Raw genomic sequence first — 23,197 nt, 5'->3', positions numbered from 1 at the left:
CCTACTTTTCCTCGTCAGCGCCTGCTGCTGCGGCGGCCTGCTCGTCTGCCTCGTACTGGTCCCGCCACAGCCCGGCTTCGCGCTCGCGGACGAGCTCGGCCCTGGCTTCGGTCTTCGCATCCATGCGCTCGAAGTACTCCTCGCGGCGCTGGTTGCGCGTGGGACGGTTGTTGGCGTCGAGCCTGGCGTCCAGACCACGCGGTGTGGTGATGAGCTCCGCAGACGACGTGAGAGTCGGCTCCCAGTCGAAGACGACGCCGTTGTCCCGGCCGATGATGACCGTCGAACCGCCGACGGCGCCCGCCTTGAACAGGCCGTCCTCGACGCCGAGCTTCGCGAGCCGGTCGGCGAGGAAGCCGATGGCTTCTTCGTTGGTGAAGTCGGTCTGCTGAACCCAGCGCTCCGGCTTGGCACCGAGCACGCGGTAGATGTTGCCGTAGCTTCCACCCTCGACGAGGACAGTGAACTTCGACTCGTCGACGGCCTTCGGGCGAATGACGATGCGCGGACGCTCGGCGGCTTCGACGCGGCGCGCCTCACGCTCGGTGGCGACAAGGTCGCCGAGGGCGTAGGAGAGCTGGCGGAGGCCTTCGTGGCTCACAGTGGAGATCTCGAAGACGCGGTACCCGCGCGCCTCGAGGTCTGGTTTCACGAGCTCAGCGAGCTCACGTCCCTCAGGGACGTCGATCTTGTTGAGGGCGACGAACTGCGGCCGATCGAGCAGGGGCAACTGGCCCTCGGGGACCGGGTAAGCGCCGAGCTCGCCGAGGATGATGTCGAGGTCGGTGAGCGGATCGCGACCGGACTCGAGGGTTGCACAGTCCAGGACGTGGACGAGGGCGGAGCAGCGCTCGACGTGGCGGAGGAACTCGAGGCCGAGTCCCTTGCCTTCGCTCGCGCCTTCGATCAGGCCGGGAACGTCAGCGACGGTGTACCGGTTGTCGCCGGCCTGGACCACGCCGAGGTTCGGGTGGAGGGTCGTGAACGGGTAGTCGGCGATCTTCGGCTTCGCGGCGGACATCGCGGCGATGAGGCTGGACTTTCCTGCGGACGGGTAGCCCACGAGAGCGACGTCTGCCACGACCTTGAGTTCGAGGGTGACATCACCCTCCCAGCCGAGCGTTCCGAGAAGCGCGAACCCGGGCGCCTTGCGCTTCGTGGTGGACAGCGCGGCGTTGCCGAGTCCGCCCTGCCCGGCCTGGCCGACGACGTATCTGACGCCAGGTTCGGTGAAGTCGATGAGTTCGTTGCCGTCGGCATCCTTGACGACGGTCCCGACGGGGACGGGGAGTTCGAGCTCTTCACCGGTCGTACCGCTGCGGTGGTCGCCCATGCCCGGGCCGCCGTTCTGCGAGCTGCGGTGCGGCGAACGGTGGTAGTTGAGGAGCGTGGTGACCTGAGCGTCGGAGACGAGGACGATGTCGCCACCGTTGCCTCCATTGCCGCCATCAGGACCGGCCAGCGGCTTGAACTTCTCTCGACGAACAGACACACATCCGTTACCGCCGTTTCCAGCACGCAGGTGCAGTGTCACCTGATCGACGAATGTGGCCACGAGAGCCCTCCAAATACCTTGTACTTCACGAAAATCGCTGCTTGATAAAAAACTCAGGGGCGAGCCGAAGCTCGCCCCTGAGATGAAACCAACGGATGCCTATTCGGCAGCTGCCGTCACAATGTTGATGACCTTGCGGCCGCCCTTGGCGCCGAACTCGACCGAACCGGCCGAGAGAGCGAACAGGGTGTCGTCGCCGCCGCGTCCGACGTTGACGCCGGGGTGGAAGTGCGTGCCGCGCTGACGGACGATGATCTCGCCCGCAGAGACAACCTGACCACCGAAGCGCTTCACGCCGAGGCGCTGTGCGTTCGAGTCGCGACCGTTGCGAGTGGAACTCGCGCCCTTTTTGTGTGCCATGTCTGTTCTCCCTCAGGCTCTACTTGATGCCGGTGATCTTGACGCGGGTGAGCTCCTGGCGGTGCCCCTGACGCTTCTTGTAACCGGTCTTGTTCTTGAACTTCTGGATGTGGATCTTGGGGCCGCGCAGGTTCTCGATGAACTCGGCGGTGACCTTGACCTTCGCAAGCTTCTCGGCGTCGGTGGTGATGTTGTCACCGTCGACGAGCAGGACGGCAGCCAGCTGGACCTTGCCGTCCTTGATGTTCTTGACCCGGTCCATCGTCACAATGGTGCCGACCTCAACCTTTTCCTGCCGACCACCGGCGCGCACTACTGCGTAAACCACTTCACGTACTCACTTCTCTGGGGAGCTCTCGCTCCGAGCTCAATCTGTCAAAGGAAAATTCACTGTGCGGTAGACCCCAGCGGGAAGGGAGGTCAAGCTGACAGAAAACCATGGGCAAAACGCGGGATAAGCCAACGTGCACCAACAGGCAACTTTACTTCATCCCACCCAATCCCACAAATGCAGCGGATGCCGTGTCGCGCCTTCCTAGAATTCTCCCATGACAGTCCTCATCGACCCGCCACGCTGGCCGGCCCACGACACTCTCTGGAGCCACCTGGTCAGCGACGCGTCGCTCGAGGAACTGCATGATTTCGCCGGTGCCAATGCGATCCCCGAACGTGGATTCGACCTCGACCACTATGACGTCCCGGCCTCACGGTACGACGCTCTGGTCGCCGCGGGGGCTGTCCCGGTCGACGGCCATGAACTCGTTCGGCGCCTGATCCGGAGCGGACTTCGCGTCACGGCCAGGGAGCGACGGTCGTTGTGATGCAGAACGACGGCCGCCCCGTCCAGGAGCGGCCGCCGTTCGTGTGAGTGCTACTCGCCCTGTGAGCGGTTCGCGTCCGCGTCGTACGCGACAGGAGTTCCGGTCAGCGCAGCCGTCGTCACACGACGGCGACGTGCCCGGCCCTTGCCTGGCTGCTTGGGCTCGGGGAGCGCGTCCAGCACCGAGCCGAGAAGGTCCTCGGCTGCGCGGGCGGTGACCCGCTGCTGCGGCTGGCGGGCCGGTTCGATCGGGATGTCCAGGATCGCGAGCGACGGGGCATCCGTCGACTCGGTGCGCTCAGGAGTCTCCGTCTGCTGGTCGGCCGTTTGTGCCGGCTGCCCCTGCTGGGACTTCTGCGACCGGCGACGATCGTTGCGACGGTCGTTGCGCGACTCGTTCCTGTCGTTCCTGTCGTTGCGCGAATCGTTGCGTGAATCATTGCGGCGTTCGGCGGCGGGAGCGACCGGTGCCTCTGCGGCCACCTCGTCGTCGACGTGGTGAGCGATAGTCGACGCAGCGATCTTGGCCAGCGCGTTCTTCGCGTCATCCGTGATGGCGTGCGTGGGGACCTTCGGCGCGTTCGAGTTTCCGTTCGACCCATTTCCGTTCGACCCGGATGAGTTCCTGGAGTCTCCGCCGCCTGAGGCCTTGCCCCGGCGTTTGGTCTCCGGCTGCGGGCTCTGGCGGTGCTTCACGACCGGGTCGTGGTGGATCACGACGCCGCGACCTGCACAGACCTCACACGGCTCGCTGAAGGATTCGAGCAGGCCGAGGCCGAGCTTCTTCCTGGTCATCTGCACGAGACCGAGAGAGGTGACCTCTGCCACCTGGTGCTTCGTCCTGTCGCGGCTGAGGCACTCGATCAGGCGTCGAAGCACGAGGTCGCGGTTGGATTCGAGCACCATGTCGATGAAGTCGACGACGATGATCCCTCCGATGTCGCGCAACCGGAGCTGACGGACGATCTCTTCTGCGGACTCGAGGTTGTTCTTCGTGACGGTCTCTTCGAGGTTTCCGCCGGAACCGACGAACTTGCCGGTGTTGACGTCGACCACGGTCATGGCCTCTGTGCGGTCGATGACGAGGGAACCACCGGACGGCAGCCAGACCTTGCGGTCCAGCGCCTTCTCGATCTGCTCGGTGATGCGGTACTCGTCGAACGCGTCTCGCGTTCCCTCGTACCGTTCGACCCGTTCGAGCAGGTCGGGGGCGACACTGCGGAGGTAGCTCTCGATGACTTCCTGGGCCTCGTCGCCTGCGATCAGCATCTTCTGGAAGTCTTCGTTGAAGACGTCACGGACGATCTTGATCAACAGGTCCGGCTCGCTGTGCAGCAGTGCGGGCGCCTGGACGCTCTCCATCTGCTTGCTGATCTCGGCCCACTGGCTGATCAGGCGGTTCACGTCGAGCGTGAGCTGCTCTTCGGTCGCACCCTCAGCAGCGGTACGCACGATGACGCCGACGTTGTCCGGGAGGACTTCCTTGAGGATCTTCTTCAGGCGGGCACGCTCGGTGTCGGGAAGCTTGCGTGAGATCCCGTTCATCGAGCCGTTCGGCACGTAGACCAGGTAGCGGCCAGGAAGCGAGACCTGGCTCGTGAGGCGTGCACCCTTGTGGCCGATCGGGTCCTTGGTGACCTGGACGAGAACGCGGTCGCCCGGCTTGAGCGCCAGTTCGATCCGGCGGGGCTGGTTGCCGGTCTCGGCGGCATCCCAGTCGACCTCGCCTGAGTACAGCACGGCGTTACGGCCACGGCCGATGTCGACGAACGCGGCTTCCATGCTCGGGAGCACGTTCTGCACGCGACCGAGGTACACGTTGCCGATGAGCGAAGCTTCCTGGTTGCGGGCGACGTAGTGCTCGACGAGGACACCGTCTTCGAGGACGCCGATCTGGATGCGCCCGTTCTTGGAACGGACGACCATCTTGCGGTCGACGGACTCGCGTCGGGCGAGGAACTCGGCCTCGGTGACGACGGGACGGCGGCGGCCGGCATCGCGACCGTCACGGCGGCGCTGCTTTTTGGCCTCGAGCCGAGTCGAACCCTTGATCCGCTGCGGTTCTGTGATCAGTTCCGCTTCGCGCGGCTCGCGCGGCTGGCGTACCTTGACGACGGTGTTGGCCGGGTCGTTCTGGTTCGAGCGGCGGTCGTCGTTGGATCGGCGACGGGCACGACGGCGGACCGTCGAAGGCTCATCGGCGTCCTCGTCCTCGTCGTCTTCGTCGTCCTGCCGTGCGCGGGGCGGGAGCGGCTTGACGTCGGGGGCCTGGAAGAAGAGGGCCGTGGTCGGGGCGCCGGTGAAGACCGGGAGGGCCGGTTCGGCCGGGGTCTCTTCGGCGGCCTGCTCAGCGGCATCCGTGTCGTCAGCAGGCGTCGCATCCGAAGACGGCGCCTCAGTGGTCTCGACGGCTTCTGCAGCCGTGTCTGGAGTGTCAGCACCGGTTCCGGTGGTCACCGGCTCCGTCTCGTCTGTCACCTGGTCATTGTTGCTGTCTGAATTTTTATTCACCATTTCTGGTGGACTCCTCATCCGGCGGGGCGACCGCGCCGCCCTTCCGGGAATTATCGAGCGGATGGCCGCTTCCGCGTGCCTCCCGCAAATCCTGTATGTGAGCGGCCGGCCCTCTGGCTCTAGCCCCACACCTTCTGTGTCGATCGTTCTGATCGACGAAACACTGTTTCCATCGAACACCGGTTCTGTGCCGTTTCGTTACGAGCACTGACCCGATAAGCCTTCTGTTGTACGAGCCCAGGGCGCGGCCCTGTCCTCGTCCTGCCATTATCGCACGGACCGGCCGTCGGGGCGCGACCACGCGCTCGACACGAACGGTGTCGTGCGATAATCCGAGGGTGAGCCCCCGTGAAACCGCACAACGCCCCGTGGGCCTCGGGATCTTCCTCATCGTCGCCGGCGTCATCGGCTGGATGGCCGCATTCGCGCTCACCATGGAGAAGTTCCACCTCCTCGAATTCCCGGATGCGTCACTGTCGTGCGATTTCAGCGTGCTGGTGCAGTGTGGTGCGAACCTCGCCTCCTGGCAGGGTTCTGTCTTCGGGTTCCCCAACCCGATCCTCGGACTCACCGGCTGGGTGGCGCCCATCGTCGTGGGGGCGGCGCTCCTCGCCGGCGCCCGTTTCGATCGCTGGTTCTGGCTCCTGTTCAACGCCGGAGTGGCGGCGGCGCTCGTGTTCGTGATCTGGCTGATCTCGCAGAGCATCTTCGTGCTCGGGACGCTGTGCCCGTGGTGCATGGTCACCTGGGCCGTGACGATTCCCGTGTTCTGGGCGGTGACGCTGCGGAACCTTGCCGCGGGGACTATCCCGGCTTCGCGGCGGATTCGGCGGGCCGCCAGCGCCCTCAACGGCTGGATCGTCATCCTCACGCTCGCCTGCTACGTCGTCGTCGCCGTGCTCGCGCAGCTGCGGCTGGACGTGCTCGCGACCCTCTGACGCCGGCTCGCCGCGTGTGTGGGCCGCCGCCGGCATCCGGTCGTTGGGCGCGACGATTCATCCGTCGCGTGTGCAGACTTTCCACCCACGAAACCGACAAACGCGACGGATGAAACGGATGCAACCAGCCGGCCGCGCGGTTCATCCGTCGCATGTGCAGGGTTTTCGCACCAGAAACCGACAAACGCGACGGATGAACCCTCGGTGGCTTCTAGCCGATCGTTCGCTGCACGCAAAGTGCGGATTCGCGACCGCATGCCGTCCGTTTGTGACACGCGAACCGCATGCCGTCCGTTTGTGACACACGAACGGATGCCGCGACGCCGCATCCCCACTGCTTCATCCGTCGCGTATGCAGGGTTTTCGAGAACGAATCCGACATACGCGACGGACGAACGGGGCCAGCCGGAGCATAAACGCAAACGGCGGCACCCGGAAAACTCCGGATGCCGCCGTCGGAAAAGCGTGGACGCTACTTGAACCAGAGCGAGAGCTCGCGCGCCGCTGACTCGGGGCTGTCCGAGCCGTGCACGAGGTTCTGCTGAACCTTGAGGCCCCAGTCCCTGCCGAAGTCTCCGCGGATGGTCCCCGGGGCGGCCAGCGTCGGGTCTGTGGTGCCTGCGAGCACACGGAAGCCCTCGATGACACGATTCCCAGCGACACGGATCGCGACGATCGGCCCGGAGAGCATGAACTCGACGAGGGGCTCGTAGAACGGCTTGCCCTCGTGCTCCGCGTAGTGCTCGGCGAGAACCGAGCGATCGGGCTGGACGAGGCGGATGTCGACGAGCGAGTATCCCTTCGCCTCGATGCGCCGGAGGATTTCACCGGTGAGATTGCGTGCGACGCCGTCCGGCTTGATCAGGACGAGTGTTTCTTCAACCATGTGTTCTAACTTCCCATTTCTTCTGCGGCGGCTTTCTGGCGGTCGATCCGGCCCCCGACGACCATGCAGTACACCCACATGCCGGCGAAGATGAGGCCGATGACCCACATCACCGGGACGAAGATGCCCGTGGCAACGATAACGCCTTGCAGCACCCAGCCGAGCGCGAAGCTCCACTCGTAGCGCAGAAGAGCGAGGGTGGCGAGGAGCGCGAGGCAGATCACTCCCCCACCGATCAGCGCGACGGGACCCGGTTGAACCTTGAGTCCGAACGCGACGAGGGAGGCGAGGAACACGACGATGACCTCGAAGGCCAGCACGATCGACGCGAGGGACTGCCGGACGCTCCGTTTGCCGCCCCTCACTTCTTCCACCCGCTCTCCTCGGCCAGTTCGACTACTTCGCCGGCAAGAACCACTGACCCGGTGACGACGACGAGCCTGCTCTCGCCCTCGTTGGCCCACTCCCGAGCCTCGAAGACGGCATCCTCGAGGCTGTCGTAGCTGTGCACAAGCCCGGGCTCGACCGTCGCTCTCGCACGGTCGGCGAGCTCATCGACCGGCACCGAACGTGACGACGTCGACGCCGTGAGGTGGATGCGAGCGGCCAGCGGCGCGAGGACGGAGAGGATGCCTTCGGCATCCTTGTCACCCAGCACGCCGAGGACGAAGACGATCTCCTGGAAATCGAAGTACTTGCCGAGAGCCGCCGCGAGCGACCGGGCGCCGTGCGGGTTGTGCGCGGCGTCGACGAGCACGGTCGGCTCGATGCCGACCAGCTGGAGCCTGCCGGGCGATTCGACCTCGGTCAGCCCCTCGGTGAGCGGATCGGTCGACAGGCGCTGCAGTCCGTTACCCAGGAACGTCTCGACGGCAGCGATCGCCACCGCCGCGTTCTGGCCCTGGTGGTCGCCGTACAACGGCAGGTAGAGGTCGGAGTACTCCCCGGCACGTCCCCGCACGCTGATCACCTGACCGCCGACGGCGACGACATCGCTCGTGAGCGCGAAGTCGACGCCCTGCGCGATCACAGGCGCCTCGGAGAGCTCGGCGGCGTGAACGAGAGCCGCCATGGCATCCGGATGCTGTGCAGCGGTCACGACAGTGGCCGCCGGCTTGATGATCCCGGCCTTGGTCCGCGCGATCTCGGCGATGGTCTTGCCGAGGCGGTTGGTGTGGTCGAGGTCGATCGGCGTGAAGACGGCGATCTGCGCATCGGCGACGTTCGTGGAATCCCACTCGCCGCCCATACCCACCTCGACGACCGCGACGTCCACAGGCGCGTCGGCGAAGACGGCGAACCCGAGGACTGTCAGCACTTCGAAGAAGGTGAGCGTCGGCTCGCCCGCGTCCTCGAGCTCGAGGTCGACCATGTTCACGTACGGCTGGATGTCGTCCCAGTTGCGCACGAGGGTCTCGTTGGAGATCGGTTCTCCGTCGACGACGATCCGCTCGTTGAAGTGCACGAGGTGCGGGCTCGTGAACAATCCGGTCCTCAGGCCGTATGACCGAAGGATGCCCTCGATCATCCGGCTGGTGCTCGTCTTGCCGTTCGTCCCGGCGAGCTGGATGATCGGAAACGCCCTCTGGGGGTCGCCGAGCAGGTCGAGCGCGCGCCGTGTCGGTTCGAGACGCGGCTGTGGCGCCCCTTCGCCGGTGCGGGACAGCAGCGCCTCATAGACGGCGCGACCCTGCTCGCTGAATTCGTCGTTCTCAGACATCGATTCTCCTGGTTGCGCGGCTCACGGCCACGATGAACGATCCGGTGTTGGCGAACGCGCCTGCGGCGAACTCCTGGTAGAACTCGACGGGTCCGCCGAACAGGCCCGGCAGCCACTCGGACGGCGTGCCGGCGCGCGTGGCCTCGCTGACCTCGTCGAGCACGTGGATGGACGAGCTTGTCGCGAGGGTCTCTGCGGCGATGTCGACGTCGGTGACGAACGACACGGCATCCGCGTCACCTGCGTCTGAGAAGACGAGGCCGAGCACGATCCGGTCGCTGACGTCGAAGCCGGCGGCCTTGCGGGTGTCCTGCACCGACCGGACGACGTCCCGTGCGAGCCCTTCGGCTTCGAGTGCGGGCGTGGTCGCCGTGTCGAGAAGGACGAATCCACCCCCGGCGAGGAGCGCCAGGGCCGTGTCCGACCCGCCCTCGGCCGCGGCGGTTTCGAGCACGAGCTCGTATTCGCCTTCCTCCAGCGGGATCCCGCCTGCGGTGACGACGCCGCCCTGCTCGGACCAATCCCCTGCGCGGGCCGCCTTGATGACGGTCTGCACGTTCTTGCCGAGGCGCGGACCGGCGGCGCGGGCGTTGACGGTGAGGCGTGAGGTGATTCCATAGTCGGCTGCGCTCGACTCCGACAGCTGTACGAACCTCACCTCCTTGACGTTGAGCTCGTCGCGGAGGATGTCCTCGAACGGCGCGAGCACAGCAGGGTCCGGCGCCACGACGGTGAGACTCGCCAGAGGGAGACGGACCCGGCGTCCGGCCTGCTTGCGCAGCGACAACACGGTGGAACTGATCACGCGGATCGAGTCCATCGCGGTGACGAGGACGTCGTCCTCGGGGAACTCGGCAGCATCGGGCCAGTCGGCGAGGTGGATGCTGCGCCCGCCGGTGAGGTCCTTCCAGATCCGCTCGGAGACGAGCGGGAGGAGTGGCGCAGCGGCGCGGGTCAGCGTCTCGAGGACCGTGTAGAGCGTGTCGAACGCTTCGCTGCCGCTTCCGTCGTCGGCAACGCCGACCCAGAAGCGGTCGCGGGATCGCCGGACGTACCAGTTGGTGAGCACGTCGGCGAAGTCACGCAGCGTCGCCGCTGCGAGGGTCGAGTCGAGCGCCTCGAGGTGCGCGGTGACCTCGGTGAGCATGACCCGGCTCTTGGCGAGGATGTAGCGGTCGAGGACGTCTGTGGAGTCGGTGCGACGGGTCGCGTCGTACCCGCCGTCGCGCGCCGAGTTGGCGTAAAGGCTGAAGAAGTACCAGGTGTTCCAGAGTGGCAGCAGCATCTGGCGGACGCCCTCGCGGATGCCTTCCTCGGTGACGACGAGGTTGCCACCGCGGAGGACGGAACTCGACATGAGGAACCAGCGCATGGCATCCGAGCCGTCACGGTCGAAGACCTCGTTGACGTCCGGGTAGTTGCGCAGTGACTTCGACATCTTCTGTCCGTCGCTGCCGAGGACGATGCCATGGCTGACCACGTTCTTGAACGCCGGGCGGTCGAACAACGCCGTCGACAGGACGTGCAGGGTGTAGAACCAGCCGCGCGTCTGGCCGATGTACTCGACGATGAAGTCGGCCGGGTTGTGGGAGTCGAACCATTCGCGGTTCTCGAACGGGTAGTGCACCTGGGCGAACGGCATCGACCCGGAGTCGAACCACACGTCGAGGACGTCGGTGATGCGGCGCATCGTCGACGCTCCTGTGGGGTCGTCAGGGTTCGGCCGGGTGAGCTCGTCGATGAACGGACGGTGCAGGTCGGTCGGGCGCACGCCGAAGTCGCGTTCGAGCTCGTCGAGTGAGCCGTAGACGTCGACACGCGGGTAGTCGGGGTTGTCGCTCTTCCACACCGGGATCGGTGAGCCCCAGTAGCGGTTGCGGCTGATCGACCAGTCGCGCGCGTTGCCGATCCATTTGCCGAACTGGCCGTGCTTGACGTTCTCGGGCACCCAGTTGATCTGTTCGTTGAGGTCGACCATGGAGTCGCGGAACTCGGGCACGCGGATGAACCAGCTGGAGACGGCCTTGTAGATCAGCGGGTTGCGGCAGCGCCAGCAGTGCGGGTACGAGTGCTCGTAGCTCGCCTGCCGGAGCAGACGTCCCTCCTCGCGGATCAGCTGGGTCAGCGGCTTGTTCGCCTCAGACCAGAGCAGGCCGGCCACATCGGTCACCTCGGGGAGGAATTTGCCGCCGTCGTCGACCGAGATGACGACGGGGATGCCGGCCGCCTCACAGATCTTTTGGTCCTCTTCACCGTACGCGGGTGCCTGGTGCACGATCCCCGTGCCGTCCTCGAGCGTGACGTAATCGGCGACGAGGACACGCCAGGCATCCTGCAGACCGAACTCGTCGACGTCCGAGTAGTAGTCGAACAGGCGGTCGTATGTGACGTCCTGGAGCTCGGCGCCGAGCACAGTGCGGGAAACCGCCGCGAGAGCGTCGGCCGCGGACTCGTAGCCCAGGTCCTTGGCGTAGTTGCCGACGAGCGCCGTCGCGAGCAGGTATTCCCCACCGAGCACCTCGGTGGTTCCACCGCCGCCGTGCTTCTCGCGCAGCACGGTGGCATCCGGAGTGCCGTTCGGTCCGGCGGGGACGACGGCGTACTCGATGTCGGGGCCGACAGCCAGGGCAAAGTTGGTCGGGAGGGTCCACGGTGTGGTCGTCCAGGCGAGGGCACGGACGGCGGTGAGACCGAGCGACTCCGCCTTCGCGCCTGTGAGCGGGAAGGTGACGGTGACGGTCTGGTCCTGACGCATCTTGTAGACGTCGTCGTCCATCCGCAGTTCATGGTTGGAGAGTGGAGTCTGGTCGCGCCAGCAGTACGGCAGCACCCGGTAGCCCTCGTAGGCGAGGCCCTTCGAGTGCAGCTGCTTGAACGCCCAGATGACGCTCTCCATGAAGGTGATGTCGAGGGTCTTGTAGTCGTTCTCGAAGTCGACCCAGCGGGCCTGGCGCGTGACGTAACGCTCCCAGTCCTCGGTGTACTTGAGGACGGAGTCCTTCGCTGCCTGGTTGAAGGCCGCGATCCCCATCTCTTCGATCTGGCTCTTGTCGGTGATGCCGAGCTGACGTTCGGCCTCGAGCTCTGCCGGGAGACCGTGGGTGTCCCACCCGAAGCGGCGGTGCACCTGCTTGCCGCGCATTGTCTGGAACCGCGGGAACACGTCCTTGGCATAGCCGGTGAGGAGATGTCCGTAGTGCGGAAGGCCGTTGGCGAAGGGCGGGCCGTCGTAGAACACCCACTCGTCAGCGCCTTCGCGCTGCGAGACGGATGTCTCGAAGGTCGCGTCGTCCTTCCAGAACGCCAGGACGTCCTGTTCGATCGCCGGGAACTTCGGCGACGGCGTCACGCCGAACGCGGCTCCTGACTGGAGCGAGTCGTCATGGGACTTGGGGTACGGCATATTTCTCCCGGCAGGTTTCAGTGATCACCTGCGAGGGCGGATCAGGTTCGATCCGCGGTACCACCTCGCTTGCCGCACGCGTCGGCCGCTCGTTCTTTGGCTGTGACGGGCCAGACCCGCCCGGTTCTACTGGGCGACACAGGTTCATGTCGCTGTTCTTCCGGAGACTCCCCGGTGATGGCCGGATCGATGTCGTTGTTACAAGGATAGCGTCTCGACCGGAGTCAGGCGTCGAGTTGCCAGGATCGACGGGTTCGCGGAGCGCGACACCCACCGATCCGGGCAACTCACCATCAGGATGCCGCGGCGCGGCTCGTGAGCGTCTTGATCACGCCGGCGCCGGTTTCCGCATCGTCGACGGTGACGACGAGCCGCCGGCCATCCGTCCGGGTGATCTCGATTCCGGGTCCGCGACGCATGATGATTCCGGTGCGACGGCCGGATGCCATCCGCCAGCCCCAGCCGCCGAAGTCCGCCGTCGGGTTCACCTCGATGACACGCACCTCGGCGATGTCCGTGTTCGGGATGCTCACCCGCGGCCAGCCGAGTGCGCCCCTCACGAGGAATCCCCGGCGGTCAGCCCTCACTCGCCAGAACGACATCCCGATCGTCAGCACGATCACGAAGCCCGCGATGGCCGCGGCGAACGGCACGGCTGTGGCCGAACTCAGAGACGCAAGGATGGCGACACCCACCGAGAAGACGAGGATGACGACGATCAACGTGACGACCGCCCCCGAGATGTGGACCGTACGCTCCCAGAACACGCGTTCGCCGGGGGCGAGGTCGATCGGTCTGGCTTCCGCGGCGTCCTCAAAGCGCGCCGGAACGGCTTTCGGAAGGATGAACCACACCGCGGCAGCGAGCAGGACACCGCCGATGGCGCCGACGAACAGCTGACCGGCGATGTCCGGAGCGTCGTGCGCGTCATCGAGACCGCGCTGAACGGCGAGCGAGCCGATCGTCCCCACTGTCAGCAGGACGCTGAGGAAGTGACGAGTGACGATCAGGATCTTGTCGTTGATCGTCAGGGTTCCGCTGCGTCTCGCCTCAGTGAGGGCGAGGCCGGTGATGACCGTGAAGACAACGGTGATCCCGACGGGAATGAGGATCAGCGTCCAGGCGCTGCCGAAGCCGTCTGCGCCGCCCCTCCCCCAATGGATCGCTACAGGATCAGGGAGGTCGGGCAGCCAGGTGATTGCGAGAGCGGCGCCGACGAGGGTGAGCAGGATGGGCAGCACGGTACCGATGAGCAAGTACCGTCTCCGGCCGGGAACCCGTGTCTGGTTGTCGATCATTTGAATGCCTCCCGGAGTAGTGAGTTGACCGTGTCCGGCCCGATGCCGAGGGTCTTCGCCTCGGCGACGACCGTGTCGATGGCCGCGCTGAGCTGGGCGTAGCGCCCGGCTGTGTTCGTGATGATCGCTCCCCTACCCCGGCGCAATTCGACCAGCCCTTCGTCGCGCAGCACCTGGTAGGCACGGAGCACCGTGTGGACATTGACGTCGAGTGACTCTGCGAGGTCACGGGCGGTCGGCAGTCGTTCCCCCGCCTTCACACCGCCGGCGATCACCGCGCCCCTGATGCTCCCGGCCAGCTGGTCGAACAGCGGAACCGGTGAGCCTGGGTCGATTCGGAGGAGCATGCCCCGATTCTATAGTTCTAGTTCAACTAGAACAAGTAGCGATCATGAACATCACCGATCAGAGCGCGCGGGCGAATCCGTCACAGACCGGCGTGATCGCCTCGGCCACGTACGCGTCGAGCGGACGCCTGTTCACGCCGGCCCGCGCCCACTCCCCTGCCGCGGCAGCCGCGGCCGCGAGGACCGCGAAAGCGATGGCCTGGGGCGGCACTGAGCGGCTCGGGGGCAACCGCTTCGCCAGGAACGCTTCGAGGACGGCACTCTGTTTCATGAATCGTGCCAGCCCTGACGCCTGGAGTTCGTCCCTCGTTCCCATGAGCTCGTACTGGGTCAGCGCCCACGGGACACTGCCCGACGGGTGGGATGCCGCGACGGCCGTGATCGCCTGCCTCACGGCATCCATCGGCGCCATCCCGGAATCGATGGCGTCGAGTTCCCCGCCGAGCCTGGCCATCGTCTCGTCGAAGTCGACCCAGAGGAGATCGCTCTTGGCCGGAAAGTAGTTGAAGAAGGTGTTGCGGCTGACGCCCGCGCGCGCGGCGATCTGGTCGATCGTCGTCCCTGCGTAGGTCTGCTCGAGGAACAACTCGGCAGCGGCCTCCTCCAGGATGCGCTGCGAGGATCTCCGTGGTCTCCCGACCGCACCGGCCACGTCGTTCATGCCGCCCCTTCCGTCTCCCTGAAGCGTAGCGACCGCACGGCTTCCGGGAATTCATTCCCGCATTCGCTCGTTAGTAGACTCAGACCAGATATTCCTGCCTCCCGCTTTCACCGGAAGAACTTTCGCCCCCATGCACTCAGCACCCTCTCGTCGCACGCGCGGTCTTGCCGCCGTCGGCGGTATCGCCATCGCGACCTTCGCACTCACCGCCTGCCAGGCTCCGACGCCGACCCCGCAGGACACACCCGTCTCGGGTGGAACACTCACTTATGCCAGCGGCGACGCCGAGCCGACCTGCCTCGATCCGCACGTCGGCGGGAACTACCCGCAGGCACTCCTCGCCGGCCAGGTCTTCGACTCGCTCGTGTCCCGGAACGACGACGGCGAGATCATCCCGTGGCTCGCCAGCGAGTGGGCGGTCGCCGACGACGGCCTCAGCTGGGAATTCACGCTGCGTGACGATGTCACCTTCACGGACGGAACGCCGTTCGACGCCGAAGCCGTGAAGGTGAACATGGAGCACCTCCAGGACCCGGCGACCGAGTCGTCGACCGGATACCTCGCACTCGGCAAGGTGAGCGCCGTCGAGGCCGTGTCGGACACGGTCGCCCGGTTCGAGCTGACCGAGCCGGACAGCGCCCTGCTCGAGTCGCTCGCCCAGCCGTGGCTGGCGATCGAATCCCCCGCAGGAATCGCCCGCGGGATGGACGAGAACTGCGCGTCACCGATCGGAACAGGTCCGTTCATCATCGACGAGTGGGTGAAGCAGGATCACGTGAGCCTCGTCCGCAACGATGACTACAACTCACCCCCCGCCGATGCCGCACACGAAGGACCCGCCTACCTCGACGGGATTGAATGGCGTTTCATCCCTGATTCCGCGTCACGGTATGCCGCGCTGCAGGGTGGCCAGGTCGACGTCATCGACAACGCCCAGCCGGACACGCTCTCCGCTGCGACGAAGAACGACAGCCTCACAGAAATCGACGCTCCGAGGCCAGGCGCATCGAACCGGATCGAACTGAACTCGGGCAAGGCGCCCTTCGACGACGTGAAGGTACGTGAAGCGTTCATCCGCGCCGTCGACGTCAACGACGGCATCGACTCCCTGTTCTTCGGAACCGCCACCCGGTCGTACTCGCCGCTCTCCAGCGCCGAGACCGCCGCGTACTCCGACGACACACTGTTCGGCGTCGACCTCGATGCCGCCAACGAGCTTCTCGACGACGCCGGATGGACCGATCGGGATGCCGACGGTTACCGCGTGAAGGACGGCGAGCGCCTCAGCCTCGACTTCCCGGTCTCCACGAACCAGTCGATCCCCGCGGAGCAGTCCCTGTTCGAGCAGGTGCAGGCGACGGCGAAGGAGGCGGGTTTCGACGTGAAGATCAGCCTGCTCGACCTCTCCGGCTGGTACACCGCACTCGGTGAGAACAACTACGACATCGTCAGCGCCCCGTACACCAAGCTCGGCCCGGACGTGCTTCGGATCCTGTTCCACTCCTCGGGCATCACTCCGGCGCCGAGCGGCTACTTCGCCAACCACGCACAGGTGAACATCCCTGAACTGGACGACCTGCTCACGCGAGCCTCCCAGATCACCGATGAGGGAGAACGCACCGACCTCTACGCCGATGCGCAGCGGATTATCCTCGAGGGGTTCTACATCCTCCCGCTGTACGACCAGCAGAATCACTTCCTCCTCGGCCCGGACGTCTCCGGCGCCCGTGCGTTGCCCACGGTCTCCACGCCAACGTTCTATGACGCCTGGCTCACAGACTGATCAGCCGGCCCAGGCGACGAGGAGCGGCGGCACCGCCCGCTGGTTCCTCGCTCGCCTGGCCGGATCGGTCTTCGTGCTCTGGGCGGTGGCGACGCTCACCTTCTTCGCCATCAGGCTCATCCCCGGCGACCCGGCGGAAGCCGTGCTCGGCGGACCAGGATCGCAGGCGTCCGAGGAGACGCTCGAACAGGTCAGGCAGGAGTACGGCCTCGACCAGCCGCTCCTCGCCCAGTACGTCGCCGCTCTCGGCAGACTGGTGACCGGCGACCTCGGAACCTCATACGCCCTCAAGGTGCCCGTCGCCGACCTGATCGGCCAGCAGATCGTCGGCACTCTCACCCTCGCCGTCTCCGCCCTGGCCCTCGCGTGGCTGATCGCCATCTCCTTGTCGCTCTGGTCCACAGGGGGCGGTCGGGTCGCCGCAGCGGTCGGGCAGGGAATCGAGCTGACGAGCGCCGCCCTTCCTCACTTCTGGCTCGCCACCGTCCTCATCGCCGTCTTCAGCACGACCTTGGGCTGGTTCCCTCCTGTCTCCACCGGTGACGTCTCCGGCCTCGTGCTCCCCGTCGTGACGCTCGCCATCCCCCTCGCCGGCTTCCTTGCCCAGGTGATGCGGGAAACCCTCCTCGACACGCTCGACTCCCCCTTCATCCTCTCCGCTCGGGCGCGCGGAGAGAGCGAAACCGGCATCCGCCTGCGTCATGCTCTCCGCCACGCGGCGATCCCCGGCATCAGCCTCTCCGGGTGGGCTCTCGGCTTCCTCATCTCCGGCGCCGTCGTCGTCGAGACGATCTTCGCCAGGCCGGGTCTCGGGCGAACACTGCTGCAGGCGGTGACCTTGCGGGACGTTCCCGTCGTGACCGGCGTCGTCCTCGTCGTCGCGGTCGCATACATCCTGATGACCTTTCTCACGGATGCCGCTTCCCGGGTAGCCGACCCGCGCCTTCGCCAGGCGGACACCCGGTGAGCGAACTCGAAGTCAGGACCGCGGCCGTCACGGCGCCGCCGGGAAAGCGACGCCGACGCTTCGGTGTCGGAGAGCTTCTGGCCGCCGCCTTCGTCGTCTTCCTCCTGGTCGCGACCGTCGCACCCGACATCGTCAGCACCGCGGATCCGAACCAGATCGACCCGAGGAACGCCTTCAGCCCGCCGACGGCGTCCCACTGGTTCGGCACGGACGAATCCGGCAGGGACGTCTACAGCAGGGTCGTCGCAGGCACCGCCCCCTCCCTCCTCATCGGTGTGACGGCGACGGCCATCGGCCTGGCACTCGGCCTCGCCCTCGGCGTTCTCGCCGGCTTCGGCGGCCGCGCCCTCGACTTCACCGTCAACCGGGCGGTCGAAGTGCTGTTCGCGTTCCCCGGGCTGCTTCTGGCCCTCCTCGTCATCGTCATCGCGGGCCCCGGCCCTGTGTCCGCGACCATTGCGGTCGGGCTGTCGACAGCTCCCGGATACGCCCGCATCATCCGGGGGCAGCTCGTGGCCATCCGTTCATCGGCGTGGGTGGAATCTGCCCGGGTCCTCGGCCACAGCCCCGGACGGATCCTCACGCGACACATCCTCCCGAACGCCCTCACTCCGCTCGTCGTGCTCGCCACCCTCGGCATCGGCCAGGCTGTCGTCTGGGCTGCGGCGCTCAGCTACCTCGGGCTCGGGGCGCAGCCGCCCTCCGCCGAGTGGGGTGCCATGCTGTCCGCCGGCCGTACCTACATCGGAACGGCGTGGTGGCTGACGGTCTTTCCCGGCCTGATGATCGTGCTGACCACGATCGTCTCGACCGTTCTCGGCCGGGGCATCACGCGTCGATCGAAGGGAGCCTGAATGTCCGGACTTCTCGATGTGCAGGGCCTCACCGTGTCGTTCGGCGCCGGCTCATCGGCTCGCACAGTGGTGGAGAACATGTCGTTCACCGTCGCCGCCGGGGAATGCGTGGCCATCGTGGGTGAATCCGGCTCAGGCAAGAGTGTCACGGCACGCTCGCTGCTCGGGCTGGCGGGCACGGGTTCCACCGTCACAGCCGACGTTCTCACCCTCAACGGCCGTGATCGCCGGCGAGCCACCGACCGCGAGTGGCGAGGCGTCCGGGGACGTGACGTCGGTCTCATCCTGCAGGATGCCCTCGTCTCACTGGATCCGCTCCGCCCCATCGGACGCGAGATCACCGACACGATCCGACTGCACGGCCGGATGCCTGCGGCCGCCGCCACCGCCAGGGTCGTCGAGCTGCTCGAGAAGGTCGGCATGCCCGACCCGGCCAACGCGGCACGTCAGCGCTCGGGGGAACTCAGCGGCGGGCTGCGGCAACGGGCTCTCATCGCGTCGGCCATCGCGCTCGACCCACCCCTCCTCATCGCCGACGAGCCCACGACCGCTCTCGACGTGACCATCCAGTCGCGGATCCTCGACCTCATGGCCGCGTTGAAGGCCCAGGGCACGGGCATCCTCCTGATCAGCCACGACCTCGCCGTCGTCAGCGCGATCGCAGACAGGGTTCTCGTGATGCGGAACGGCCGAGTCGTCGAGACGGGCACGACCGCACAAATTCTCGCCGCACCGATCACCGGCTACACCCGGGAGCTCATCGCTGCCGTCCCTGCCGGGCGACCGCGGGGACTGCCCCTCCTCCCTGCGGCGAACCCGTCCGTGAACGGGCCCACGGCTCCGGCCGCTCAGCCACTTCCCCGCACTGCTTCAGCCATCAGCGAGGCCGTCATCCTCTCCGGGTCGCATCTCGTCAAGAGCTATCCATCGCCGTCAGGACGGTTCCGTGCGGTCGACGACGTCTCGTTCGAGATCCGCCGGGGTGAGACCCTCGGCCTCGTCGGCGAATCGGGGTCAGGAAAAACGACGGTGGCCCGGCTGGCCCTCGCCCTGACAGCCGCGGACTCCGGCACGGTGCAGCTCGACGGCGGCGACTGGCTCGACCTCCCCGAGAAGGCGAGGCGACCGCTTCGGACACGGATCGGCGCGATCTACCAGGATGCGCTGAGCTCGTTTGACCCGCGGTGGACCGTCAGGCAGATCCTCGAGGACGCGATAAGCACGACCGGGTCGGCCGAATCCGTGGCCGAGCTCCTCGATTCGGTGGGGTTGCCCGCCGATATCGGGCCGACGCGCCCACTGTTCCTTTCCGGCGGCCAGCGCCAGCGGGTGGCGATCGCCCGCGCCCTCGCCGCCCAACCTGACGTGCTCATTTGCGACGAGCCCGTCTCTGCCCTCGACGTGACCATCCAGGCGCAGGTCCTCGACCTGCTCAACCGGCTCCAGCGGGAGCGTGGCCTCGGTTACCTGTTCATCTCCCACGATCTCGGCGTCATCCGACACATGAGCGACCGCGTCGCCGTCATGCAGCGCGGCCGCATCGTCGAGACCGGCGATGCCGCGACCGTGTTCGACGACCCGCAGCATCCGTACACCGCCCAGCTCGTTCGGGACACGCCGAGGCTGGCTCCGGCGACCGAGTAGGCAGTTCCCGTCGACGCCCCTCCGGTACGATGGACGGCGGACCACAGACACTCAGGCACGTTCACACGGTGCCGCCTATATCGAAACCGGAGTTCCCCATGACCGCGCACGTTCCAGACAAGCCGGCACTCGAAGGCCTCGAAGCCAAATGGGGGCAGGTCTGGGAAGACCAGGGCACCTACCGGTTCGACCGCCCGGCGGCCGTCGCCGCAGGCAAGGACTGCGTCTACTCGATCGACACTCCCCCACCGACCGCGTCAGGGTCGCTCCACATCGGACACGTCTTCAGCTACACCCACACCGATGTCGTCGCGCGCTTCCAGCGGATGCGCGGCAAGCAGGTGTTCTACCCGATGGGTTGGGACGACAACGGACTGCCCACCGAACGCCGCGTGCAGAACTACTACGGTGTCCGCTGCGATCCGACGCTGCCGTACGACACCGAATTCGTTCCTCCGTTCGAGGGCGGAGACGGCAAGAGCTCCAAGGCCGCCGATCAGAAGCCCATCTCACGCCGCAACTTCATCGAGCTGTGTGAGCGCCTCACCGCAGAGGACGAGAAGCAGTTCGAAGCGCTGTGGCGCACCCTCGGCCTGTCTGTCGACTGGTCTCAGTCGTACCGCACCATCGGCGAGGACTCCATCCGCGCCAGCCAGCTCGCCTTCCTCCGGAACATCGAGCGCGGTGAGGCCTACCAGGCCATGGCGCCGACACTGTGGGATGTCACCTTCCGCACCGCGGTCGCGCAGGCCGAGCTCGAGGACAAGGAACAGACCGCTTCGTACCACCGTGTGGCGTTCCACAAGCCGGACGGCGGCACGATCGAGATCGAGACCACGCGGCCTGAGCTCCTGCCCGCATGCGTTGCCCTCGTCGCCCACCCGGACGACGAGCGTTTCAAGCCCTACTTCGGCACCACGGTGACCACCCCGGTGTTCGGCGTCGAGGTTCCCGTGCTCGCCCACCACCTGGCCCAGCCGGACAAGGGCGCAGGCATCGCGATGATCTGTACCTTCGGCGACGTGACCGACGTGGTCTGGTGGCGCGAACTCGACCTCCCGAACCGCACGATCATGGGCCGCGACGGTCGCATCATCCACGAAGCGCCGGATGTCATCACCTCGGAGTCCGGACTGGTCGCCTACCGTGAGCTGGCAGGCAAGACGGTGTTCAGCGCCAAGCAGGCAATCGTGCAGCTGCTGAAGGACTCCGGTGACCTCATCGGCGACCCGAAGCCGACCACCCACCAGGTGAAGTACTACGAGAAGGGTGACAAGCCACTCGAGATCGTGTCCACCCGCCAGTGGTACATCAGGAACGGCGCCCGCGACGAAGAGCTCCGTGCCCGCCTGATCGAACTCGGCCAGGAGCTCCAGTGGCACCCTGACTTCATGCGGGTGCGTTACGAGAACTGGGTCGGCGGTCTCACCGGAGACTGGCTCATCTCCCGCCAGCGGTTCTTCGGCGTGCCGATCCCGCTGTGGTACCCCCTCGACGGCCATGGCGAACCGATCTACGAGTCGCCGATCCTTCCGGATGCCGCGTCCCTCCCTGTCGACCCGTCCAGCGACACCGCACCCGGTTATGACGCGTCTCAGCGCAACGTCCCCGGCGGCTTCGCGGGCGAACTCGACATCATGGACACCTGGGCGACGTCGTCGCTGACCCCGCAGCTCGCCGGCGGCTGGGAGCGGGATCCCGAACTCTGGAACCTCGTCTTCCCGTATTCCATGCGGCCACAGGGCCAGGACATCATCCGTACCTGGCTGTTCTCCACGATGCTCCGCTCCGCGCTCGAGTACAACGAGAAGCCGTGGGAGCACGCCGCCCTCTCCGGCTGGATCCTCGACCCCGACCGCAAGAAGATGTCGAAGTCGAAGGGCAACGTCATCACGCCGGCCGACATCCTCGAGAAGCACGGTTCGGACGCAGTCAGGTACTGGGCGGCGTCGAGCCGGCTCGGAACCGACGCCGGTTTCGACCCGCAGAACCCGACCCAGATCAAGATCGGTCGCCGCCTCGCCATCAAGGTGCTCAACGCGTCGAAGTTCATCCTCAGTTTCGAGTCGGCGGCAGATGCGCCGGTGACCGAGCCGATCGACCTCAGCATGCTGGCAACCCTGCGCACCGTCGTCGCCGACGCCACAGCGGCATTCGACGCATATGACCACGCCCGCGCCCTGGAGACGACCGAGTCGTTCTTCTGGACCTTCTGCGACGACTACCTCGAGCTCGTCAAGGAGCGTGCATACGACGCGGAGCACCCCGGCCAGGCCTCGGCGGTCGCCGCCCTCCGTGAGGCGCTCAGCATCCTGCTGCGGCTCTTCGCGCCGTTCATCCCATTCGCGGCCGACGAGTCCTGGTCCTGGTGGAACGACGGATCCGTGCACGCCGCCGCCTGGCCGACCGTCGACGAGCTGCCATCCACCGGTGAACCTGAGCTCCTCGTCCTCACCGGACAGGCGCTCACGAGCATCCGCAGGGCGAAGACCGATGCGAAGGCATCGCAGAAGGCGACCCTGACCGAGGCAACCGTCACCGGAAGCCCGGATCAGATCACACTTCTGGCTCACGCGGAAGGGGATCTCAAGGCGGTGGGTCGTATCGTTAGACTCAGGTTCACCCCGGGCGACGAGTTGACCGTGACCGGTGTCGAGTTCGCCCCGGTCGACGACCCTACGCCGACCAACAGTTGAGGAGAAACAATGACGTTTGAGATCCGTCCCGTCCGCGACGGCGACTTCTTTAACTGGCTACCGCTGTTCGCTGACTACGGCGACTTCTACGGCACACCCGTCCCGGACGAAAAAGCACTCCTCGTCTGGAGCTGGCTGACCGCCGGCACCCACGGGCTTTCCGCTTTCGTCGCGCAGAAGGACGACGGCAGCCTGGTGGGCCTCGCCCACTACCGCACCTTCGCGCGCCCGCTCGCCGGCGGGACCGGCCTATACCTGGACGACCTCTTCGTCGCCCAGGACGAACGCGGCAACGGGATCGGCACGGCGCTGATCGGCCGGGTCAAGGACGTCGCGGCCGAGCAGCACTCCGGCATCGTCCGCTGGGTGACCGCACCTGACAACGAAGAGGCCCAGGTTCTGTACGACAAGCTCGCCGAGCGCACGTCGTGGGTCACATACGACCTCACCGTCTGACGGAGCGATCATGCAGCTGGGCACGCGCTGGAGCGTCGGCGACACACCGCCGACCGGGCTCCCCGAGGTCGTCGTCGCCGCCGTTCGGACCGTCGAAGACGAACTGAAAGCCGACGATGTCGACGCTCGCGGCTGGCGGTGGACGCTGACCTGGCTGGAACGGATGCCGATCATCGAACTGGATGACGGCACCGTCGTGACGTACAATCCGGTCGCAGACACGGCGACCATCCGCCAGCACGACGAAGGCGCGACGGACGACGACGCCTGAACTCCCGGCGGACATCTGCCGTCG

20 protein-coding genes are annotated in these 23,197 nt (G+C 66.4%); 9 read left to right on the top strand and 11 right to left on the bottom strand.

Annotated features, from left to right (window positions below; translation table 11 throughout):
- Nucleotide 1: 1 nt before the first annotated feature.
- The 3 genes from obgE to rplU form a co-directional block, all read right to left on the bottom strand.
- Nucleotides 2-1,555, bottom strand: a complete 1,554-nt coding sequence (obgE, locus tag AC1M2K_RS13075) for a GTPase ObgE (protein ID WP_480236702.1) — start codon at nucleotides 1,553-1,555, stop codon at nucleotides 2-4.
- Nucleotides 1,556-1,654: 99 nt separating this feature from the next.
- Complete coding sequence (gene rpmA / locus AC1M2K_RS13070) at nucleotides 1,655-1,915, bottom strand: 50S ribosomal protein L27 (protein WP_121672712.1); 261 nt, start codon at nucleotides 1,913-1,915, stop codon at nucleotides 1,655-1,657.
- Nucleotides 1,916-1,934: 19 nt separating this feature from the next.
- Nucleotides 1,935-2,243: a 50S ribosomal protein L21 gene (rplU, locus tag AC1M2K_RS13065; protein WP_480236703.1), complete on the bottom strand. Its 309-nt coding sequence runs from the start codon at nucleotides 2,241-2,243 to the stop codon at nucleotides 1,935-1,937.
- A 220-nt stretch (nucleotides 2,244-2,463) separates the two neighbouring features.
- On the opposite strand from rplU, the gene AC1M2K_RS13060 reads away from it, so the two are divergent.
- Entirely contained in the window at nucleotides 2,464-2,736 is a 273-nt protein-coding gene (locus AC1M2K_RS13060) for a DUF4031 domain-containing protein (RefSeq protein WP_480236704.1), read from the top strand.
- Between the two features lie 50 nt (nucleotides 2,737-2,786).
- Here the strand turns inward: AC1M2K_RS13060 and AC1M2K_RS13055 are convergent, their stop codons facing one another.
- On the bottom strand, nucleotides 2,787-5,249 hold the full coding sequence (locus AC1M2K_RS13055) for an Rne/Rng family ribonuclease (RefSeq protein ID WP_480241309.1): 2,463 nt from the start codon (nucleotides 5,247-5,249) through the stop codon (nucleotides 2,787-2,789).
- A gap of 338 nt (nucleotides 5,250-5,587) precedes the next feature.
- On the opposite strand from AC1M2K_RS13055, the gene AC1M2K_RS13050 reads away from it, so the two are divergent.
- Nucleotides 5,588-6,187 carry a vitamin K epoxide reductase family protein gene (locus tag AC1M2K_RS13050; RefSeq protein WP_480241308.1) on the top strand — a complete coding sequence of 200 codons (600 nt, stop codon included), beginning with the start codon at nucleotides 5,588-5,590 and terminating at the stop codon, nucleotides 6,185-6,187.
- A gap of 472 nt (nucleotides 6,188-6,659) precedes the next feature.
- On the opposite strand, the gene ndk is transcribed toward AC1M2K_RS13050, so the two are convergent.
- From ndk to AC1M2K_RS13015, 7 genes are all read right to left on the bottom strand, one after another.
- Nucleotides 6,660-7,073, bottom strand: a complete 414-nt coding sequence (gene ndk / locus AC1M2K_RS13045; protein ID WP_480236707.1) for a nucleoside-diphosphate kinase — start codon at nucleotides 7,071-7,073, stop codon at nucleotides 6,660-6,662.
- Nucleotides 7,074-7,078: 5 nt separating this feature from the next.
- Nucleotides 7,079-7,447: a DUF4233 domain-containing protein gene (locus AC1M2K_RS13040; RefSeq protein WP_480236708.1), complete on the bottom strand. Its 369-nt coding sequence runs from the start codon at nucleotides 7,445-7,447 to the stop codon at nucleotides 7,079-7,081.
- Nucleotides 7,435-8,793 carry a bifunctional folylpolyglutamate synthase/dihydrofolate synthase gene (locus AC1M2K_RS13035; protein ID WP_480241307.1) on the bottom strand — a complete coding sequence of 453 codons (1,359 nt, stop codon included), beginning with the start codon at nucleotides 8,791-8,793 and terminating at the stop codon, nucleotides 7,435-7,437. Before AC1M2K_RS13035 ends, AC1M2K_RS13040 begins: the two co-directional genes overlap by 13 nt.
- The gene (ileS, locus tag AC1M2K_RS13030; protein ID WP_480236710.1) at nucleotides 8,786-12,196 is read right to left on the bottom strand and encodes an isoleucine--tRNA ligase; all 3,411 of its coding nucleotides are present in this window, start codon (nucleotides 12,194-12,196) and stop codon (nucleotides 8,786-8,788) included. The genes AC1M2K_RS13035 and ileS overlap by 8 nt, the downstream gene beginning before the upstream one ends.
- Before the next feature lie 293 nt (nucleotides 12,197-12,489).
- A complete protein-coding gene (locus AC1M2K_RS13025) occupies nucleotides 12,490-13,494 on the bottom strand; it encodes a DUF1648 domain-containing protein (protein WP_480241306.1) in 1,005 nt (334 codons plus the stop codon).
- Nucleotides 13,491-13,841 (bottom strand): GntR family transcriptional regulator, encoded by a 351-nt coding sequence (locus AC1M2K_RS13020; RefSeq protein WP_480236712.1) that lies wholly within the window; start codon nucleotides 13,839-13,841, stop codon nucleotides 13,491-13,493. The genes AC1M2K_RS13025 and AC1M2K_RS13020 overlap by 4 nt, the downstream gene beginning before the upstream one ends.
- Before the next feature lie 58 nt (nucleotides 13,842-13,899).
- Nucleotides 13,900-14,502, bottom strand: a complete 603-nt coding sequence (locus AC1M2K_RS13015; protein ID WP_480236713.1) for a TetR family transcriptional regulator — start codon at nucleotides 14,500-14,502, stop codon at nucleotides 13,900-13,902.
- Nucleotides 14,503-14,632: 130 nt separating this feature from the next.
- Here AC1M2K_RS13015 and AC1M2K_RS13010 point away from each other — a divergent pair, with 130 nt between their 5' ends.
- The 7 genes from AC1M2K_RS13010 to AC1M2K_RS12980 all read left to right on the top strand — a co-directional run bounded on the left by AC1M2K_RS13010 (nucleotide 14,633) and on the right by AC1M2K_RS12980 (nucleotide 23,173).
- Nucleotides 14,633-16,285 carry an ABC transporter substrate-binding protein gene (locus AC1M2K_RS13010; RefSeq protein ID WP_480241305.1) on the top strand — a complete coding sequence of 551 codons (1,653 nt, stop codon included), beginning with the start codon at nucleotides 14,633-14,635 and terminating at the stop codon, nucleotides 16,283-16,285.
- Nucleotides 16,263-17,252, top strand: coding sequence for an ABC transporter permease (locus AC1M2K_RS13005; RefSeq protein WP_480241304.1), 990 nt, complete (start codon nucleotides 16,263-16,265; stop codon nucleotides 17,250-17,252). Before AC1M2K_RS13010 ends, AC1M2K_RS13005 begins: the two co-directional genes overlap by 23 nt.
- Entirely contained in the window at nucleotides 17,249-18,106 is an 858-nt protein-coding gene (locus AC1M2K_RS13000; protein ID WP_480241303.1) for an ABC transporter permease, read from the top strand. Before AC1M2K_RS13005 ends, AC1M2K_RS13000 begins: the two co-directional genes overlap by 4 nt.
- On the top strand, nucleotides 18,107-19,750 hold the full coding sequence (locus tag AC1M2K_RS12995; RefSeq protein ID WP_480241302.1) for a dipeptide ABC transporter ATP-binding protein: 1,644 nt from the start codon (nucleotides 18,107-18,109) through the stop codon (nucleotides 19,748-19,750).
- A gap of 98 nt (nucleotides 19,751-19,848) precedes the next feature.
- Entirely contained in the window at nucleotides 19,849-22,446 is a 2,598-nt protein-coding gene (valS, locus tag AC1M2K_RS12990; protein ID WP_480241301.1) for a valine--tRNA ligase, read from the top strand.
- A 9-nt stretch (nucleotides 22,447-22,455) separates the two neighbouring features.
- Nucleotides 22,456-22,902, top strand: coding sequence for an N-acetyltransferase family protein (locus AC1M2K_RS12985; protein ID WP_480241300.1), 447 nt, complete (start codon nucleotides 22,456-22,458; stop codon nucleotides 22,900-22,902).
- A gap of 10 nt (nucleotides 22,903-22,912) precedes the next feature.
- Nucleotides 22,913-23,173, top strand: coding sequence for a hypothetical protein (locus AC1M2K_RS12980; RefSeq protein WP_480241299.1), 261 nt, complete (start codon nucleotides 22,913-22,915; stop codon nucleotides 23,171-23,173).
- Nucleotides 23,174-23,197 lie beyond the last annotated feature (24 nt).

This window comes from Mycetocola sp. Y171 (assembly GCF_056713165.1).
Note: the sequence above shows the minus strand (reverse complement) of the source record. Positions and strands in the feature narration are given on the sequence as shown.

Bases quoted from the DNA above. Each gene is read 5' to 3' on its own strand.
- ileS (WP_480236710.1), bottom strand. From the start codon at position 12,196: ATGCCGTACCCCAAGTCCCATGACGACTCGCTCCAGTCAGGAGCCGCG.
- AC1M2K_RS13055 (WP_480241309.1), bottom strand. From the start codon at position 5,249: ATGGTGAATAAAAATTCAGACAGCAACAATGACCAGGTGACAGACGAG.
- AC1M2K_RS13025 (WP_480241306.1), bottom strand. From the start codon at position 13,494: ATGATCGACAACCAGACACGGGTTCCCGGCCGGAGACGGTACTTGCTC.
- rpmA (WP_121672712.1), bottom strand. From the start codon at position 1,915: ATGGCACACAAAAAGGGCGCGAGTTCCACTCGCAACGGTCGCGACTCG.
- AC1M2K_RS12995 (WP_480241302.1), top strand. From the start codon at position 18,107: ATGTCCGGACTTCTCGATGTGCAGGGCCTCACCGTGTCGTTCGGCGCC.
- ndk (WP_480236707.1), bottom strand. From the start codon at position 7,073: ATGGTTGAAGAAACACTCGTCCTGATCAAGCCGGACGGCGTCGCACGC.
- AC1M2K_RS13015 (WP_480236713.1), bottom strand. From the start codon at position 14,502: ATGAACGACGTGGCCGGTGCGGTCGGGAGACCACGGAGATCCTCGCAG.
- AC1M2K_RS12985 (WP_480241300.1), top strand. From the start codon at position 22,456: ATGACGTTTGAGATCCGTCCCGTCCGCGACGGCGACTTCTTTAACTGG.
- AC1M2K_RS13010 (WP_480241305.1), top strand. From the start codon at position 14,633: ATGCACTCAGCACCCTCTCGTCGCACGCGCGGTCTTGCCGCCGTCGGC.
- AC1M2K_RS13060 (WP_480236704.1), top strand. From the start codon at position 2,464: ATGACAGTCCTCATCGACCCGCCACGCTGGCCGGCCCACGACACTCTC.
- AC1M2K_RS13005 (WP_480241304.1), top strand. From the start codon at position 16,263: ATGACGCCTGGCTCACAGACTGATCAGCCGGCCCAGGCGACGAGGAGC.
- valS (WP_480241301.1), top strand. From the start codon at position 19,849: ATGACCGCGCACGTTCCAGACAAGCCGGCACTCGAAGGCCTCGAAGCC.
- AC1M2K_RS13020 (WP_480236712.1), bottom strand. From the start codon at position 13,841: ATGCTCCTCCGAATCGACCCAGGCTCACCGGTTCCGCTGTTCGACCAG.
- AC1M2K_RS12980 (WP_480241299.1), top strand. From the start codon at position 22,913: ATGCAGCTGGGCACGCGCTGGAGCGTCGGCGACACACCGCCGACCGGG.
- AC1M2K_RS13035 (WP_480241307.1), bottom strand. From the start codon at position 8,793: ATGTCTGAGAACGACGAATTCAGCGAGCAGGGTCGCGCCGTCTATGAG.